19 protein-coding genes and 1 pseudogene are annotated in these 16,624 nt (G+C 72.0%); 11 read left to right on the forward strand and 9 right to left on the reverse strand.

Going from position 1 to position 16,624, the window contains the following annotated elements; translation table 11 throughout:
- Positions 1 to 71: 71 nt before the first annotated feature.
- Both BC793_RS35650 and BC793_RS52935 read left to right on the forward strand, forming a co-directional pair.
- Positions 72 to 1,118, forward strand: a pseudogene (locus BC793_RS35650) (PQQ-dependent sugar dehydrogenase); the annotation flags it as partial.
- Positions 1,119 to 1,190: 72 nt separating this feature from the next.
- A complete protein-coding gene (locus tag BC793_RS52935; protein WP_373871277.1) occupies positions 1,191 to 1,496 on the forward strand; it encodes a cellulose binding domain-containing protein in 306 nt (101 codons plus the stop codon).
- A 3-nt stretch (positions 1,497 to 1,499) separates the two neighbouring features.
- Here the strand turns inward: BC793_RS52935 and BC793_RS35655 are convergent, their stop codons facing one another.
- Positions 1,500 to 2,075 carry a TetR/AcrR family transcriptional regulator gene (locus tag BC793_RS35655; protein ID WP_109600658.1) on the reverse strand — a complete coding sequence of 192 codons (576 nt, stop codon included), beginning with the start codon at positions 2,073 to 2,075 and terminating at the stop codon, positions 1,500 to 1,502.
- Positions 2,076 to 2,167: 92 nt separating this feature from the next.
- Here BC793_RS35655 and BC793_RS35660 point away from each other — a divergent pair, with 92 nt between their 5' ends.
- Positions 2,168 to 3,115, forward strand: a complete 948-nt coding sequence (locus BC793_RS35660) for an NADP-dependent oxidoreductase (RefSeq protein ID WP_109600660.1) — start codon at positions 2,168 to 2,170, stop codon at positions 3,113 to 3,115.
- A gap of 120 nt (positions 3,116 to 3,235) precedes the next feature.
- Here BC793_RS35660 and BC793_RS49145 read toward each other — a convergent pair whose 3' ends face one another.
- Positions 3,236 to 3,583 (reverse strand): hypothetical protein, encoded by a 348-nt coding sequence (locus tag BC793_RS49145; protein WP_146246600.1) that lies wholly within the window; start codon positions 3,581 to 3,583, stop codon positions 3,236 to 3,238.
- 395 nt (positions 3,584 to 3,978) lie between these two features.
- On the opposite strand from BC793_RS49145, the gene BC793_RS35670 reads away from it, so the two are divergent.
- From BC793_RS35670 to BC793_RS35680, 3 genes are read left to right on the forward strand one after another with little or no spacing between them, the layout of a single operon-like run.
- A complete protein-coding gene (locus BC793_RS35670) occupies positions 3,979 to 4,182 on the forward strand; it encodes a hypothetical protein (RefSeq protein ID WP_109600664.1) in 204 nt (67 codons plus the stop codon).
- A complete protein-coding gene (locus BC793_RS35675) occupies positions 4,182 to 4,700 on the forward strand; it encodes a DUF6879 family protein (protein WP_109600666.1) in 519 nt (172 codons plus the stop codon). Before BC793_RS35670 ends, BC793_RS35675 begins: the two co-directional genes overlap by 1 nt.
- Complete coding sequence (locus tag BC793_RS35680) at positions 4,681 to 5,574, forward strand: helix-turn-helix domain-containing protein (RefSeq protein WP_109600668.1); 894 nt, start codon at positions 4,681 to 4,683, stop codon at positions 5,572 to 5,574. The genes BC793_RS35675 and BC793_RS35680 overlap by 20 nt, the downstream gene beginning before the upstream one ends.
- Positions 5,575 to 5,622: 48 nt before the next feature.
- On the opposite strand, the gene BC793_RS35685 is transcribed toward BC793_RS35680, so the two are convergent.
- Positions 5,623 to 5,895 carry a hypothetical protein gene (locus BC793_RS35685; RefSeq protein WP_109600670.1) on the reverse strand — a complete coding sequence of 91 codons (273 nt, stop codon included), beginning with the start codon at positions 5,893 to 5,895 and terminating at the stop codon, positions 5,623 to 5,625.
- A 69-nt stretch (positions 5,896 to 5,964) separates the two neighbouring features.
- On the reverse strand, positions 5,965 to 6,561 hold the full coding sequence (locus tag BC793_RS35690; protein WP_109600672.1) for a GAF domain-containing protein: 597 nt from the start codon (positions 6,559 to 6,561) through the stop codon (positions 5,965 to 5,967).
- A 189-nt stretch (positions 6,562 to 6,750) separates the two neighbouring features.
- On the opposite strand from BC793_RS35690, the gene BC793_RS35695 reads away from it, so the two are divergent.
- From BC793_RS35695 to BC793_RS35705, 3 genes are all read left to right on the forward strand, one after another.
- Entirely contained in the window at positions 6,751 to 7,767 is a 1,017-nt protein-coding gene (locus BC793_RS35695; RefSeq protein WP_109600673.1) for an NADPH:quinone reductase, read from the forward strand.
- 52 nt (positions 7,768 to 7,819) lie between these two features.
- The gene (locus tag BC793_RS35700) at positions 7,820 to 8,659 is read left to right on the forward strand and encodes a helix-turn-helix domain-containing protein (RefSeq protein ID WP_239170456.1); all 840 of its coding nucleotides are present in this window, start codon (positions 7,820 to 7,822) and stop codon (positions 8,657 to 8,659) included.
- 66 nt (positions 8,660 to 8,725) lie between these two features.
- The gene (locus BC793_RS35705; RefSeq protein WP_109600677.1) at positions 8,726 to 9,307 is read left to right on the forward strand and encodes a dihydrofolate reductase family protein; all 582 of its coding nucleotides are present in this window, start codon (positions 8,726 to 8,728) and stop codon (positions 9,305 to 9,307) included.
- 12 nt (positions 9,308 to 9,319) lie between these two features.
- Here the strand turns inward: BC793_RS35705 and BC793_RS35710 are convergent, their stop codons facing one another.
- Positions 9,320 to 10,630, reverse strand: coding sequence for a TolB family protein (locus tag BC793_RS35710; RefSeq protein WP_158319476.1), 1,311 nt, complete (start codon positions 10,628 to 10,630; stop codon positions 9,320 to 9,322).
- A gap of 177 nt (positions 10,631 to 10,807) precedes the next feature.
- On the opposite strand from BC793_RS35710, the gene BC793_RS35715 reads away from it, so the two are divergent.
- Positions 10,808 to 11,812, forward strand: coding sequence for a hypothetical protein (locus BC793_RS35715; protein ID WP_146246601.1), 1,005 nt, complete (start codon positions 10,808 to 10,810; stop codon positions 11,810 to 11,812).
- Positions 11,813 to 11,922: 110 nt separating this feature from the next.
- The gene (locus tag BC793_RS35720) at positions 11,923 to 13,002 is read left to right on the forward strand and encodes a carboxypeptidase-like regulatory domain-containing protein (RefSeq protein WP_239170461.1); all 1,080 of its coding nucleotides are present in this window, start codon (positions 11,923 to 11,925) and stop codon (positions 13,000 to 13,002) included.
- Positions 13,003 to 13,016: 14 nt separating this feature from the next.
- Here BC793_RS35720 and BC793_RS35725 read toward each other — a convergent pair whose 3' ends face one another.
- The 4 genes from BC793_RS35725 to BC793_RS35740 are packed head-to-tail and all read right to left on the reverse strand — an operon-like array spanning position 13,017 to position 16,571.
- On the reverse strand, positions 13,017 to 13,673 hold the full coding sequence (locus BC793_RS35725; RefSeq protein WP_109600685.1) for a response regulator: 657 nt from the start codon (positions 13,671 to 13,673) through the stop codon (positions 13,017 to 13,019).
- Positions 13,670 to 14,854, reverse strand: a complete 1,185-nt coding sequence (locus BC793_RS35730) for a sensor histidine kinase (RefSeq protein WP_109600687.1) — start codon at positions 14,852 to 14,854, stop codon at positions 13,670 to 13,672. The genes BC793_RS35725 and BC793_RS35730 overlap by 4 nt, the downstream gene beginning before the upstream one ends.
- 35 nt (positions 14,855 to 14,889) lie before the next feature.
- The gene (locus BC793_RS35735) at positions 14,890 to 15,660 is read right to left on the reverse strand and encodes an ABC-2 transporter permease (RefSeq protein WP_109600689.1); all 771 of its coding nucleotides are present in this window, start codon (positions 15,658 to 15,660) and stop codon (positions 14,890 to 14,892) included.
- Entirely contained in the window at positions 15,657 to 16,571 is a 915-nt protein-coding gene (locus BC793_RS35740; RefSeq protein WP_109600691.1) for an ABC transporter ATP-binding protein, read from the reverse strand. Before BC793_RS35740 ends, BC793_RS35735 begins: the two co-directional genes overlap by 4 nt.
- Positions 16,572 to 16,624: the final 53 nt, after the last annotated feature.

Genomic DNA, 16,624 nt, shown 5'->3' on the forward strand with positions numbered 1-16,624 from the left:
GAGTGCCTCGTTTGGACACACTCCCGACCCGCGCGTACATTGAGGGCGGTCTATCACTTTGGGGGTGCCCCATGCGCCGTACGATCGCCGCCTGCAGCACGCTTGCCGCGCTCACCGTGGGTGCCGCACTCGTTGCGACCAGCCCGCCGGCAGCCGCCCTGGAACCCGACCTGGCCAATCCACAGACGGTGGCGACCGGCCTGACCGTCCCCTGGGGCCTCGGCTTCCTGCCCGACGGCAGCGCGCTGGTCGCCGAACGCAACAGCGGCCGTGTGCTGCGCGTGCGTCCCGGCGCCGCACCGGCCACCGTCACCACGATCCCCGGCGTCGCCGCCACCGGCGAGGCCGGCCTGCTCGGCCTGGCGGTCTCCCCCACGTTCACGCAGGACAACCTGGTGTACGTCTACTTCACCGCCGCCGGCGACAACCGGATCACCCGGTTCCGGCTGGACACCCCGCAGACCCAGCAGGTGGTCCTCAGCGGGCTGGCCAAGGCGAGCATCCACGACGGCGGGCGCATCGCGTTCGGCCCGGACGGCATGCTGTACGCCGCCGTCGGCGACGCGGCCGTGACGTCGAACGCCCAGAACCAGCAGAGTCTCAACGGCAAGATCCTGCGGATGCGCCCCGACGGCGGGGTGCCCGCCACGGGCAACCCGTTCCCTGGGTCGCTGGTCTACAGCCTCGGCCACCGCAACCCGCAGGGCCTGGCCTGGGACGCGCAGGGCCGGCTGTACGCCTCCGAGTTCGGCCAGAACACCTGGGACGAGGTGAACCAGATCGTCGCCGGCGCCAACTACGGCTGGCCGACGGTCGAAGGGCGCGGCAACGACCCCCGCTTCCGCGACCCGATCGTGGTGTGGAGCACCGCCGAGGCGTCACCCAGCGGCGCCACCATCGACAACCAGACGCTGTACGTGGCGGCGCTGCGCGGCCAGCGCCTGTGGTCGGTCCCGCTCGACGGTGCCGGCGGCGCGGGCACCCCGGTCGCGCTGCTCCAGGGCCGGTACGGGCGGCTGCGCACCGTGGAACGCGCACCCGACGGGGCACTGTGGGTGACCACCAGCAACCGCGACGGCCGCGGCACGCCGGCCACGGACGACGACCGGATCCTGCGCTTCCCGCCGCTCGGCTCCCCCACCACGCCGCCCGCCTCCACGTCGGCGTCCCCGCCGGCCGCGGCCTGCTCGGTGCGCTGGACGGCCGACCAATGGGGCAGTGGCTTCACCGCGAGCGTCGCCGTGACCAACCTCGGCACGGCCCGCACCTCGTGGGCGCTCGCCTTCACCTTCCCCGGCAACCAGCAGGTCACCAACGCGTGGAACACCACGGTGAGCCAGTCGGGCGCCGCGGTGACCGCACGCAACACCAGTTGGAACGGCGCTCTGGCGACCGGTGCCACCGTGACATTCGGCCTCCAGGCCACCTACAGCGGCGTCAACGCGCGGCCCACCGACCTCCGCCTGGACGGGGTGAACTGCACAATCTCCGGGTGACCCTCAGGCGGTAACGTGGATGCCGTTGAGGGCGAGGGTCAGCAGGCGCTCGGCCTCGGCCGGGTCCCCGGTCGCCTCGATGGCCAGCGAGATGGCCGTGACCAGGGTGAGCAGGTCGGCGAACACGACGTCGGAGCGCACCGCGCCGGCCCGCTGTGCACTGTGCAGCAAGGGTGCGCCGGCGTCGTGGAGCATCACGTGGCACGGGTCGTCGCCGACCGCGGCGCCGGGGCCCGGCGGCAGCAGCGACAGTGACAGACCACGGTGGGTGACGGTGTAGGTGGCCAGCGCCCGCAGCCAGGTGGTCAGCGCCGGGCCGGGTGCGGCGTCGCGGGCCAGCGACCGGGCCTGTTCGCACAGTCCGGCGATGCCGTCCTCGAAGACCGCCAGCAGCAGGGCCCGGCGGGAGGGGAAGTGCCGGTGCAGCGTCGCCGATCCGACGTCGGCGCGGCGGGCGATCTCCTCCAGCGAACCGTCGGCGCCCTGCTCGGCGAAGACGGTCCCGGCGGCGGCGAGGATCCGCTCGTAGTTGCGGCGGGCATCGGCGCGCAGTGGCCGTCCCGGAGTGGTTCTCGTCACCCGCGCTCCCTTCCACAGTCAAATGGGGTGGTCCTCCGGATAGCGTAGCGCCGAGTAAACGGGGTGGCACCCCACTTTGATCGGAGAGAACCATGCGCGCAGTCCGATACGACAGATTCGGGCCCGCCGACGTCCTGCACGTCGCTGAGCTGCCGAAACCACCGGCCGGGCGCAACGAGGTCCTGGTCCGGGTCCGGGCCGCCGGCGTCGGCGGCGGCGAGATGCCGATCCGGGCCGGACGGCTGCGGCGGGTCATGCGGCATCGGCCACCCGCCGGAATCGGCAACGAGTTCACCGGTCACGTCGAGGCCGTCGGCGACGGCGTGCAGCGGTTCCGGGCCGGTGACACGGTCTGGGGACTCATGCCGCACCTCACCTTCGGCAGCACCGCCGAGTTCGTGGCCGTACCCGAGAAGCTCCTGGCCCCCGCTCCGGCCTCCGTCGACCTGGTCGGCGCCGCCGCCCTGCCGTCGGCCGGCACCACCGTGCTGACCGCCCTCACCGAGACCGTGAACCTCCGGCAAGGACAACGGCTTCTGGTACGGGGCGCGGCCGGCGGCGTCGGCAGCGTCGCCGTCCAGTTCGGCAGGTCGATCGGCGCGCACGTCACCGCCCTGGCCGGCGCACGCAGCCTCGACCGGGTCCGGGACCTGGGGGCCGACACCGTCGTCGACTACCGCACCGCCGAGCCCGCCGAGCTGGGCACCTTCGATGTCGTCCTCGACCTGGTGGGGACCGAACTGCCCGCCTACCGTCGGCTGCTGGCGCCCCGCGGCCGCATGGTGGCCCTCGCGCTCGACCCGGACGCCCTGCTGAGGACGTTCGTCTTCATCGCCGCGCACCGCAACGTCACGACCTTCAGCAACAATCCGTCCGCGGAGCGCCTCGCCGAACTGACCAGGCTGGTGGACTCCGGTGCCCTGCGGCCCGTCGTCGACACCGTGTTCCCGATGGACCGCGCCGCCGACGCCCACCGCGGCATGGAGGCCGGCGGGGTGCACGGCAAACACGTCATCGAGGTGTCACCGGCCCGTCCGTGACGGGCCGGCGTACCCGCCGCCGTCACCCGGCCTCGGCCGGGTCGCCGGTCGCCAACCAGATCGCCGTCACGATCGGCCCCTGATCTGACTTAACCGTCGGCTTTCGCAACGGCAACCGGCTCATCGCGGCGCAACTTTCGGCGTCACCGGCACCAACGTGACCTCGATGCGCTCCCGCTCCTGGTCGACGTTCCCGTGGGTGCCCTTGCACGTCCGGCACAGCGACCGGGCAGCGTCATCGGGTCTGTCCCCGGACGGCTCGTACATATGGTCGCCGTCGTCGCCCTCTTCCACGATCACGTAAGGCACCACCGCCGTCATAGCCAACCGGAAGCAGGCGCAATCTCTGTGGTGAGGCCAATCGGCGCGCGCCACTTCGTGTGACCTGGCGGTGCCGTTGCCGCCGAGAGTCGGACACTCCGGGATATGGAAGACGGCGATCGGCGGATAGTGGCGACGATCGGTCACGCCTGGCCCCCGAGCACTGGAGCGGCAAGGTATGCGCTGACCGGGCGCACTTCGGCATCGAGCTGACCCTCGCGTGCGACGACAGCGATGATGCGCGCGGTCAACTCGGCTTCTCTGGCCAGAGGGCACGGCCACGGGTTGCGACACAGGGCACAGCGCCGCGCCATCCACCACCATCGCCGAGCTTTGTGCACTCTCATTCGCAGTCTCATCGTCGCCTCCGTGCGCCGAATCACCGTGGGCCGGCCACCCTGCCGAGACCCGTCCCGGCCATCGGAACCTACGGAGCATCCAAGATCTTCTTCTAGGAGTTTGCAGAAATTTGCAGATTGACCTCGCGGAGCCAGTCGGCAACCATAGGTCACGAGAGAAGCGGACAAGTCACAGGAGGCAGGATGAAACTGCAGTTCATCGCCAAGGACCCCGGTTCAGAACCGTCCGGGTCACCTACGCTCTACCGCACCGACCGTGGCACCTGGGTGGTCCAGGGATGGGTGGTGACCGACCCGGACGCCCTCGCCGCCATGGACGTCCCGGACGGCGAGGCCTGCGTCGAGATCCCCGATCGCCTGGTTCCGTTCTTCCAGCCCCAGCCGTGATGCAGCCCGCCACCTACGAGGACCTCAACGACCTCTGCCGGGGCATACGGAACTCCTTCGTTCATCTGGAGACGCGCGACGCCTACGGCACCGAGGTGGAACTGCCGCACATGGCGAAGTGGGCGCGCGGCGAGCGAGACGACTACGCCTGGCTCGGCTGGTGGCTCGACATGTTGCGCAACCACCGGGCAGCCGGCCGAACCTGCCGTCGTGCCCGGGTCGTGTCCGAGCCGCTGAGCACCTACCAGCAGTGGACCCGATCCCACGCCGAGCTCTTCATCGAGGCCGGCGAGGACATCCGGTACATCAGTCGCCCGCGGCTCGTCGATGTCCTACTGCCCGGAAGCGGCGACTTCTACGTGTTCGACGGCGAAACGGCCCTGTTCCTGCACTATGCGGGCTCCGGCACGAATGCCTCGTTCGAGATCACCGAAGATCCCCGGATCGTTCAGACTTGCGTCACCGCATTCGAGAACGTCTGGGACCTGACGAAACCTGATGAAAACCGATCCGAGTAGCTCCGTCCAGCAGGCACGCAAGGAACTAGGCGCGCGCCTACGCAACCTGCGGAAGGCAGCCGGCCTCACCGGCAAGGAGCTGGCCGCAGCCACGGGACAGCACTTCACCCGTATCAGCCGCATCGAGAACGGCGGCCAACCCCCGACCGAATCCAACATCCGCGCGTGGTGCATCACCTGCGGCGCCGAGGATCGACTCCCCGACCTGCTGGCCACCGCCCAGTCCATCGAGTCCGCCTACTTGGAATGGTCACGGCAGGCACGGGCCGGCATGCGACGGCTTGGCGACCTCCATTCCATCGCCACCTACCAGGCCACGACAACGTTCCGGATCCACGAACCGCTCGTCATGCCAGGCGTTTTCCAGACCGAGGCCTACATCAGGCAGATGCTGACCTTCTGGTACGAGTTCCTCGAGGCACCCGACGACGCCGACGCCACGGTGGCGATGAAGGCAGAGCGCACGGCCATCGCGCTGACGCCGGCGAAGCGCATTGTGGCGGTCCTCGGTGAGCAGGCGCTCCATACACGGCGGGGCACGCCCAGCGAGCACGCCGAGCAGTTGCAGCATCTGTTGGAAGTGATGCGGCTTCCATTCGTGTCGGTCGGGATCATCCCTGCAGACGTTCAACGGTTCGCCATCGCGACCGTGGGTTTCTGGATCTTCGATCAGAACGCGGTCGCTCTCGAGACGCCGACCGCCGCCATCAAGGTGACGCGCCCACAGGAGATAGCCCGGTACGCGGCCATGTTCGAGCGATTACGTGCCGAGGCGGTCTATGGGGAGCGGGCACGCAAGCTGATCAACTCGGTGATCGATCGCGGAACGTCAACTCTGCGCCGAGACGGCCCGGCCGCCGACCTGCACCGCTGAACACGCGACAACAGATCCGGCGGTGGCCGGCTGGAACTCCGGCGTGGCTTACCGGGCGGTCAGAGCGGCGTGAGCGCGAAGGCGAACGCCCAAGGAGACGACGGCGATCCGTACGGTCCCGGTGGTCGCCTTCCGCGCGGCGGCGACAAGTGCGGCCAGGACAGCGGGATCGTCGGTGTCGGCGGGGACGGCGACGGCCGTGCAGAGCTGTGACCACAGTTGCGGGTCGCCGCCTGTGCTCTGCAGGATGCAGGCTCGCAGGTCGGCCACGGTGGGGCAGGCCAGCCCGTACGTGAGGTCAGTGGCAATGTCGGTAGTCATCGAGGGTGACGAGCCTTTCCGGTACGCAGTCAGCGGGGACGTCGGTGGCATGGGCACGGCTGCGGCAGGTCAGCCGGCGACGGTCTCGTGCAGCAGCGTGACCGCGCGGGGCGCCAAGCTGACCAGCGTGTCCAGGTCGGCCTGGGTGAACACGCCGGGTTCGCCGGCCAGCACGCACAACGAACCCACGGCCTGCCCGTCCAGATGCAGCGGCACCCCGGCGTAGCTGCGCACTCCTGTGACCATCACCAGCGGGTTGGTGGTGTGCGCAGGATCGTCATGGGTGTCGGTGATCAGCAGAGGAGTGTCATGGCGGACCACGGTCGCGCACGGCGCCCACTGCGCGGGCATGCCGCCGGCTTCGGCGAGCCAGCCACCCACCCCATGCGTCGCGAGCAGCACGCCGGCGTCGGTGAGGATCAGTGAGACCCCCGCGCAGGGAGCGCGCAGCAGGTCGGCGACGTCGTCGACGAACCGTTGCAACGCCGGTGAGGTGCCCTCGGTGCCCGGCAGCAGCTGGTCCACCGCGGCCAGTCGCTCGGGACGGACGAGCGCATCAATCGGGGTGTCGTAACAGGGCGAAGTCACCATCAGACCTTCCAATTCGAGGACCTCCGACGCTATTCGCGCACGGTTCCCCCAACCGGTGCCGATCGGCAGCAGCACGGTTGCACGTCGCCGTACCGCACCTGGCCACCGGCGGCCGGTGCCCGGGCACCGCAACGTCACGATCTTCAGCAACGATCCGTCCGCGCGGCGCCTCGCCGGGCTGGCCGGCCTGGTGGACTCCGGCGCCCGGCGGCGCGCCGGTGACGGCGCGGCATACCCGCCGTCACAGCGGTTAAGGTCCGGAGGATGAAGGCCATCATCTACCGCGACAACGGCGGTACCGACGTACTTCAACTCCTCGACCGCCCGGTACCGGCGCCCGGTCCGGGCGAGGTGCGTGTGCGCATCGTCGTGTCGGGCGTCAACCCGACGGACTGGAAGACCCGGTCCGGTGCGACCAACCCGAAGCAGTTCGACGAGGTCGTCCCCCATCTCGACGGCGCGGGCACGATCGACGCGGTCGGCGACGGCGTCGATCCGGGGCGGGTCGGCCAGCGCGTCTGGGTGTTCATGGCGACGGCCGGCCGACCGACGGGGACGGCCGCCGAGTTCACCGTCGTACCGGCCGAGCAGGCCGTACCACTGCCCGACGCGGCGAGCTTCGACCTGGGCGCCTCGCTCGGGGTGCCCGCCCTCACCGCGCACCGGGCGCTGACCGTCGCCGAGGACGGCCCCCAGCGGCTGCGGCCCGGTGCGCTGGACGGCAAGGTCGTCCTCGTCGCGGGCGGCGCCGGAGCCGTCGGGCACGCCGCGATCCAGCTCGCACGGTGGGCCGGCGCCACGGTGATCAGCACCATCAGCGGGCCGGAGAAGGCCCGCCTGGCCGCGGCCGCGGGCGCCCACCACACGGTCAACTACCGGGACGGCGATCCCGCCGCGGCGATCCGCGCGATCGCCCCGGACGGCGTCGACCTCGTCGCCGAGGTCGCCCTCGGCGCGAACCTCGCCCTCGACCTCGCCGTGCTCCGGACCCGGGGCACGATCTCGACGTACGCCAACGACGGCGGTAAGCCGGTCGAACTGGACGTGCGGCAGAACATGATGCTGAACACCCGGTTCCAGTTCCTGGTGCTGTACACCGTCGGCCGGCAGGCGCTCACCGCCGCCGCCGAGGACGTGGCCGCCGCGGTCGGGGCCGGTGCGCTGCCGGTCGGCGCGGAGCACGGCCTGCCACTGGTCCGCTACCCGCTCGAACGCACCGCCGACGCCCATCAGGCGGTGCAGGACGGCACCGTCGGCAAGGTTCTGGTCGACATCACCTGAGCAGCCGAGGTCCGGCGCGCGACGCGGGCGGGCCGTCGGCGATGCTGGGGGCGTGGAGTACGTGTCCCGAGTGCCGCGACCGCCGCTGGACGGGCTGATCGACGACCTCTACTACCTGGAGGGTGCGCCGCCGTACGCCCGGCTGATGCTGCCGGCGAGTCCGGCGGCGTTCCTCATCGTCAACCTCGGTGCGCCGTTGCGCATCCGTGCCGGCACCGACATCGCGGCGGCCGAGTACGCCGACGGCTGCGTGGTCACCATGCCCACCCGCGCGCTGGACTTCGGCTATCCGCCCCGGACCCGGTCCGTCGGTGTGCATTTCAAACCGTGGGGGCCGGCGCCGTTCCTGGCGATGCCCGCGGCCGAACTGTGCGACCGGCCGGTGACGCTGGAGCAGGTCTGGGGCCGGCCCGCCACCGCCGAGCTGCGAGACCGGCTGGCCTCGGCGGACGGGCCGCACGCGATGCTGACGCTGCTCGAGCAGGAGCTGACCCGACGGCTGCGTGAGACCGCCGGCCTGGGTCTGGTCCGTCATACGAGCGGGATCATCGCGGCGACCGGCGGGGCGGTGGTGATCGACGACCTGCGCGCCTCGGCCGGTGTCAGCAGCACCCATCTGGCACAGCGGTTCAAACAGCTCGTCGGCGTCACACCGAAGCGGCTGGCCCGCACCTACCGTTTCACCACCACCATGCTGGCGATCAACCCGGCCGAACCGATCGACTGGGCCGGCCTCGCCGCCGGTGCGGGCTACTTCGACCAGGCCCATTTCGGTCACGAGTTCCGGGCCTTCACCGGGCTCACCCCGACCCGGTACGCCGAGGTCCGGCGGCGTTTCCAGCGCGAACATCCCGGTCACGTGCTGGACGGCTGGCCGCTGCCGGCCGATTGATTTCTTACAAGAACCGCAGCCCGGAGAACTCTAACCTGAGGACATTCCCCAGAAGAGGAGCGCGGCGTGGGCAGAGTGGTCATGTACGGCTCGGTGTCGGTGGACGGGTTCATCGCCGACGAGAACGATCAGCCCGGACCGCTGTTCGACTGGCTGGTCGGCGGTGACGTCGCGTTGGACGACAGCGGCGAGGTGAGGGTGTCGCAGGTGTCCTACGACTACACCCGGCCGTACTGGGACCAGATCGGGGCGACGATCTGCGGCCGCCACGTGTTCGACCTGACCGACGGCTGGGACGGGAAGCCTCCGAGCGGGGTGGACCACGTGGTCGTCGTGACACACCGCCCGGCACCTGAGGGCTGGGACCCGGCGGCGCCGTTCCACTTCGTCGACGGGGTGCAGGCGGCCGTGGCCAGGGCGCGGGAGCTCGCGGGCGACCGCGTGGTCGAGGTCGCCGCCGGTGACGTCGGTGGCCAGGCCCTCGCCGCGGGCCTGGTCGACGAGGTGCGCATGGACGTCATACCCGTCGTGTTCGGGTCCGGTAAGCGCTTCTTCGGGTCGGTCGGCGGGCAGCACCTGCTGGAGGATCCCGACGCGGTGCTTCCGGGTAACCGGGTGCTGCACGTGCGCTACCGGGTGCGCCGCTGACCGGCCCCACCGTCAACGGCGGGGAGCCGCGAAGACGTCGACGAGGTGGTTGCCGTCGTCCGGTACCAGATTCGTGGCGTACGACACGAACGCGACCCGGCTCCCGTCGGCGCTGAGGGCGGCCGCATTGCTGACGCTGTCACCTTCGGCACCGGAGCCGGAGACGCTGACCCGCCGGAGGGAACCTGTCCACCGGTCCTGGACGAAGACGTCCTCGAAGCCGTTGGTGTCACCGGGTACCAGGTTGGTGGCGTACGACTCGAACGCCACGAACCGGCCGTCCCCGCTGATCGCCGGAGCGAGGCTGTTGTCGTCGCCCTGTAGCCCCGTGCCGGACAGGCCGGCACGACTGGTGGATCCGGTGCGCAGGTCGCGCACGAAGATGTCCTGCACGTTGTTGGTGTCGCCCGGTACGACGTCGGCGGCGTCGGTGTAGAAGGCCACGTACCGGCCCTGGGCGCTGATCGCCGCGTCCAGCCCGAGGTTGCCGCCGGCCGGCTGGTCGGCGTCGGTGCGGCTCACCAGGTCGGTGCGGTTGCGCCGCAGGTCGCGGACGAAGATCCCGGCGGCACCGCCCGGTTCGAGGTTGGACGCGAAGGAACCGAACACCACGTACCGGCCGTCCGCGGTGACGGCCGGGTTGATGCTGCGCTCGTCGGCTTCGGCGCCGGCGGTGGAGACGCTGACCCGCCGGGTGGTGCCGCTGCGCCGATCGTGGACGAAGACGTCCTCGAAGCCGTTGGTGTCGCCGGACACCAGGTTGGTGGCGTACGACACGAACACCACGAACCGGCCGTCCGCGCTGATGGCCGGGCTGTGGCTGGTGTTGTCGGCCTCGGCGCCCGCACCGGTGACGCTCACCCGGGTGGTGGTGGCCGCCGTCCGGTCCCGTACGAAGATGTCGCCGCGGTCGTTGGTGTCGCCGGGCACCAGGTTGGTGGCGTGGGACGAGAAGGCGACGTACCGCCCAGTTCCGCTGATCGACGGCTCGGACGCCTCCTGGTCGGCCTGCGCGCCGTCGGTGGCCACGCTGACCCGGGTGGTGGTCCGGGTCCGCAGGTCCCGGACGAACACGTCGGCGGTGGTATTGGTGTCCCCGGCGACCAGGGACGACCCCGTCGACCAGAACGCCACATACCGGCCGTCGCCACTGACCGCGGGGGCGAAGCTCTCGCCGTCGGACTCGGCGCCGGCAGTGGACACGCTGACCCGGCTGGTGGGACCACCGGGAGCGGGCGCGGCGGCGACCGGGGAGACCGTGGCCATGACCAGTGATCCGGCGACCGCGATCGATGTCGTGGTCCTACCCGGGAAGCGTCTCATCGATTTCCTCGTCATCGCAGCGGCGACCGGGTCCAGGGTCACGGGTTCACCTCAGCCAACACCGCCGCCCGACCGGGGACAAGGTGGCCGGCATGCCAATCGGGCACCCACGCGCCGCCGGCGGCGTACCCCTCCTTTTAAAATGATACCGGTCTATGTGATCGGGGGTTCGGTGTGGTGGACAGGACGGATCCGTGGTGGCAGCGGGTCGACGAGGCGGCACAGCTGATCACCTCCACGGTGAACGCGGCCGCCGCGCAGGCGGGCCGGCACGGTGTCTACACGCCACCGCCCGGCACGCCGGAACCACGCCGCCGGCGCCGACCGGCATCGCTGCGGCACCTGGCCGAGGTGATCCGGACCCATCGGATGGCCCCCGGCGTGGCCGTCGACAAAGATGTCGTCGGCGCGATCCTGGCCGGTGAGCTGTCGCACCTGACCAATCCGGTGGCGGTGGTCGCGGTCGCCCGGGCGTCGCACCGGATCGCCGGGATCCCGTTCGGTGACGAGGACGTGCGGCGCCTCGCCGTCGCGGTCGAACACCTGACCGCCCTGGTCGACGAGGCGCGGGAAGCCGACCGCCGTGCCCCGGACCTGCTGCCCGTACCCCGTGCGCCGGCGGCACTGGTCGTGGAGGCCAGACCGGTTCCCCGGCCCGAGGAGCCCCGGATCCGCCGGCGCCGGCTCGCACCGGTCCTCGGTGTGGTCGCGGTCGTCATCGCCGGCGCGGCGGCGGGGATCGTGTACCTGCAACGTGACACCGCACGAGCGCCCGCGGGCGGTGACGTCGACTGCCGGGACGGTGTGGACGGCGACGAGATCATCACCGACGCGGCGACGGTGTTCGACGACGAGCGGGCCACCCGGCTCAGCCCGACCCTCGACTTCGACGCGATGAACGGGTCCGCCCGCTATGCCGGCCACCAGGGCCGCATCTACTACTGGGGCCGCGCGGGTTCCGAGGACGCCACCCCGCACTCCGGCGGCACCCGCGTGCGCTGGAAGGTCGCGGACGGCCCGTGGCACAGCTGCGCGACGGCGTTGCCGGTGACCGAACGCGGCTACGTGCACTCCCCCGCCGTACCGACCACGATCGACGGGCGGGCGGTGACCATCCAGGTCTGCCTCTGGCGGAACACCCCGAACCGGGAGAACTGCACGGCCGAGATCTCCACCGGCTGACCCGGGCGCACGGCCCCCGCGGGTCGCGCGATCCACGGTGACAGGGCATAGTGGCCCGCGGCGTCATCGACCGATGGTGCCTGTGCCGGCGAAGGTGGTGGGAAGTGACGATGCGCTTGCGGGCCCGGTGGGCCGCGGCCGTCGCGGTGATCGGGCTGACCGGGGCGACGCTCCTGGTGTCCCCGGCACCCGTTGCGGCGGCACCGGCACCCATCGGCATCCTGAGCGTGTCGGCGGAGAACGTGCGGCCCGGCGACAAGGTGCGCGTGCGGTTCCGTGTCACGAACACCGGCAGGGCGGCCGAGACGGCCATCGTGGTGGTCGGCGGCGGCCTGCGGTGCGCCACCGGATGCCGGGCCGAGCCCAGCCTCGGACCCGGTAGAAGCCGGGACTTCGAGGCCACGGTCGTCGCGCCCGAGGCGGGTCAGGGTGAGACGACCGGCCTCAACATCTCGGTCGCCGTGCGGCTCGGCGGGCAGAACAGCTTCGACTACAAGATGGTGTACGTCCACGGGCCGGGCACGGAGGTACCCGGGGCGGAGGAACCGTCGTCGGTCGACCGGGTCTCCGGCCGGGTCCGCGGCGCCGACGGCGAGGCGATCAGCGGCGCGAGCGTGACCGTCCGGGACAGTGCCGGCCACGAATACCGGACGACGAGTGACCGCAACGGCCGGTTCGTGGTCAGGTCCACCGCCGGCAAACCGATCGCCGAGGGCTCGATCACGGTCGTCGTGGCCGGGGACGGATACCGCACCGGCCGTAAGACCGTGCGGGGCGTCGCCGGTGACACCGCGAGTGTGCAGCTGAAACTGGCCGCCGCCGTCACGCCGTCGGCCACCTCGCCGTCACCTCGCGCGGAGGCGAGCCCGCTCGCCGCGGCGGACGAGACTCCCGGGTCGCCGACGATCGCGGCCGCGCCGGCCGACCCCGGCCTCCGGACCGTCAGCGACGAGGGCAACGGGACGCTGCTGTTCACCGGGCTGGGCGGCCTGCTGGTCGCCGTCGGTGTGGGTGCGCTGCTGCTGATGGTGCTCCGCCGCCGCAAGGCCTCGGCCGAGCCGGTGCCGGCCGCGGCGACCCAGCTGATGCCACCGGTCGGAACGGGTCTGGCCGACCCGCCGACCGTGGTGCTGCCGGCCCCGAGGCTCTCCGGCCGGTACGGCACGCCCCCGCAGGGCGGCACCCGGTAGCGGGGTCCGCCGTGTCACGGTGAGCGGGGTGCGAGCCCGTTCTCGTACGCATAGACGACGATCTGCACCCGGTCGCGCAGCTCGAGTTTGCTCAGCAGCCGGCCGACGTGCGCCTTCACCGTCGCCTCGGACAGGTGCAGCCCGGCGGCGATCTCGCTGTTGGACAGGCCGCGGCACACCCAGGTGAGGACCTCCCGCTCGCGGTCGGTCAGCCGTTCCAGCCGTTCGTCGGTGACGGTGTCGGGCAGGTGGGGCAGCGCGATGTCGAGCAGCCGCCGGGTGACGGCCGGTGCGACGACGGCATGCCCGCCGACGACCGCGTGGACGGCACTGATCAGGTCGGCCGGCGGCACGTCCTTGAGCAGGAAGCCGCTGGCCCCGGCGCGGAGGGCGGCATACACGTACTCGTCGAGGTCGAAGGTGGTCAGCATCAGGATGCGGGCCGGGTTTCCGGAGCCGACGATCTCCCGGGTCGCCTCGATGCCGTCGAGGACAGGCATCCGTACGTCCATCAGCACCACGTCGGGCCGCAGCGCCCGCGCCATGGCGACCGCCTGGGCGCCGTTGCCGGCCTCGCCGACGACGACCAGGTCCGGCTGGGCCTCCAGCACCAGGCGCAGGCCGAGGGAGAGCAGCGGCTGGTCGTCGGCGAGCAGCACCGAGACGGTCACGACAGGACCTCCGACCGGTCGAAGGTGAGGCACACGTGCACCCGCCAGCCCGGACCGGCACGGGGTCCGGCGTCGAGCCGCCCACCGTACGCCGTGGCGCGTTCGGCCATGCCCGCGAGCCCGTGCCGGTCGCCGATCCCGGGTCGCCGGGCGATCCGTCCGGCGCCGTCGTCGACGATCGACACCTCGGCGGCGTCCCTCCGGTAGCGCAGCGAGACCTCGGCGCCGGCCTGCGGACCGGCGTGTTTGAGGACGTTGGTGAGAGCCTCCTGCACGATCCGGTAGACGGCCAGTCCTGCGCCCGGCCCCCACGCGCCGGGGGTGCCGTCCTGCCGCACGCTGACCCGTACCCCGGCGTCGCGGACCCGGTCCACCAGCGCGGTGATGTCGTCGAGGCCGGGCTGCGGCGCGCGGGTACCCGGTTCCGGCCGGGAGGTGCCGCGCAGCAGGCCGACCAGCCGGCGCATCTCCCCCAGCGCCTGCCGGCCGGTCGCCGAGACCTGTCCCATCACGTCGGCGGCGCGTTGCGGCGCCAGCGCCGCGGTCGCCGCCGCACCGTCGGAGAGCGCGACGATGACGGCGAGGTGGTGGGCGACGACGTCGTGCATCTCGCGGGCGACGCGCGCCCGTTCGTCGGCGACGGCGAGCCGGGCGCGCTGATCGCGGTCCTGTTCCAGTCGCTGGGCGCGATCCTCCAGGGCCTGCAGGTACGCGCTGCGCGTGCGCTGGTTGACGCCGATCAGGACGACGGCGACCGTGACCGCCGAGACCGCCGCGAACGCGCCCCACGCCGGCCCGTCCTCGATCCGGTTGTCGAAGCCCGGCAGCACGGTGACGGCGGCGGCCGGCCACGCGAACCGGGCGGGCCGGTACCGGGCGACCGCGTGCAGGGCGGTCAGGGTGACCCCCAGGGCGGCCGGTGACTGGGCGCCCAGTGCCTGCGAGCCGATCAACAGGACGGTTGCGGCGGCGAAGACCGCGACGGGCGCCCGGCGGCGCCAGATCAGGGGCACCGGCAGCAGGACCACCGAAGTCCAGTCCAGCACGCCGGCGGCGTCGACCGTCGCACCGGTACGCCCGGAGAGCACCAGCGCGCAGGCCAGCGCCACCAGCGCGGCGATCCCGGCGTCGACCGCCCGCGGATGGCGACGGGCGGCAACGCGCAGGGCATGGGGGCTCACCGCACCATTGTGTCCGGACGGCGCCCGGTGCGGGGTCACGGATCACGGTGCCGGAGCATCACCGCGCCGGCGGCGAGGGTCAGCACCGTCCACGCCGCGACGGTCAGCACGGCCGTGCCGGGGGCGAGCATCGGGAACGGGTTGCCCGTGTCCACGGCGTACATCGCCTGCGCGGCCGCGATCGGGACGTAGCGCACCACGTCGTCGGCCAGGTCCTCCGGTAGCGCGGGCTGCAGGATCGCCGGCAGTACCAGCATGGTCAGGACGTAGACGGTGATCGCGGCGGCGGTGTGGCGTACCAGCGCACCGATCCCGAGGCCGATCAGCGCCAGCGCGACCGGGGCGGCGGCCGCACCGAACAGGGCACGCACCGGGATGTCGGCCGGTGGCCCGGCGGGCAGCAGCGCCTCGCCGGCGATCATGGCGACGATGCACGCGGCCAGGGTCGCCGGGAACGCCACCAGGACGAGGGCGACCGCCTTGGCCAGCAGCACCGGCACGCGCCGGGGCACCGCCGCGAACGTGGCCCGGATCAGGCCCGAGCCGAACTCGCCGGTGATCATGAGGATGCCGAACACACCGAGGATCAGGCAGACGACGTCGACGCCGAGGAACGTCTGAGCGGTCAGAGCGCCGGACGACACCTCGGCCCCGGGCCGGCGATAGACGTTGGCGTTGATCGCGACGGCCAGGCCGACGGTGATCACCGCGGTGACGGACAGCACGGCCCAGGTGGAGCGCAGGGTGATGAGCTTGCCGCCCTCGGCGCGGGCCACCCTCGGGAAGGAGACGCGGTAGGCGTTCATGCGGCGACCTTCTTCTCGCCGAACCGCACCCAGCCGCGGGTGAGGTCCATGTAGGCCTGTTCCAGCGAGGCACGGTGCGGTGTGAGTTCGTACAGGACGGCGTGGTTCGCCGCCGCGGCGGTGCCGATCTCCTCGGCGGCCAGTCCCTCCACGACCAGCGAATCCGGCTCCGGCCGGGTGACCGTCGCCCCCGCGGCGATCAGGGCGGGGTGCAGGCGGTCGGCGTCCGGTGAGCGGACCACGCACCGGTTCGCACCGGCCCGCGCGATCAGCTCCTCGACACCGACGTCGGCGAGCAGCCGCCCGGCGCCGACGATCAGCAGATGGTCGGCGGTCACCGCGGTCTCGCTCATCAGGTGGCTGGACACCAGGACGGTTCGGCCCTGCGCCGCCAGGTCCTTCAGCAGGGTCCGGATCCACAGCACGCCGTCGGGGTCGAGACCGTTGACGGGCTCGTCGAGGATCACCACGGCCGGGTCACCGAGCAGCGCGGACGCCACGCCCAGACGCTGGCTCATCCCCAGGGAGAACCCGCCGGCGCGCCGGTCGGCCACCTCGGTGAGGCCGGCCAGCGCGAGGACCGCGGCCACCCGGCGGGCGGGGATCCCATGGGTACGGGCCAGCCCGAGCAGGTGCTGCCGGGCGGTGCGGCCGCGGTGTACGGCACGGCCCTCCAGCAGGGCACCCACCGCGCAGAGCGGAGCCGGATGGGTCCGGTAGGGCCGGCCGCCGACGGTCGCGTCCCCGGCGTCCGGCCGGTCCAGCCCGACGATCATCCGCATGGTGGTCGACTTGCCCGCACCGTTCGGCCCGAGGAAACCGGTCACCCGCCCGGGCCGGACGGTGAACGACAGGCCGTCGACCGCGATCGTGGCGCCGAAGCGCTTGGTCAATTCCCGCACTTCAATCATGCAGTCGACGCTAGGGGCGCCCGTTCGTGCGCGGGAGCGCCTGAAGTCTGGTC

It is taken from the genome of Actinoplanes xinjiangensis, from assembly GCF_003148685.1.
Classification (GTDB): domain Bacteria; phylum Actinomycetota; class Actinomycetes; order Mycobacteriales; family Micromonosporaceae; genus Actinoplanes; species Actinoplanes xinjiangensis.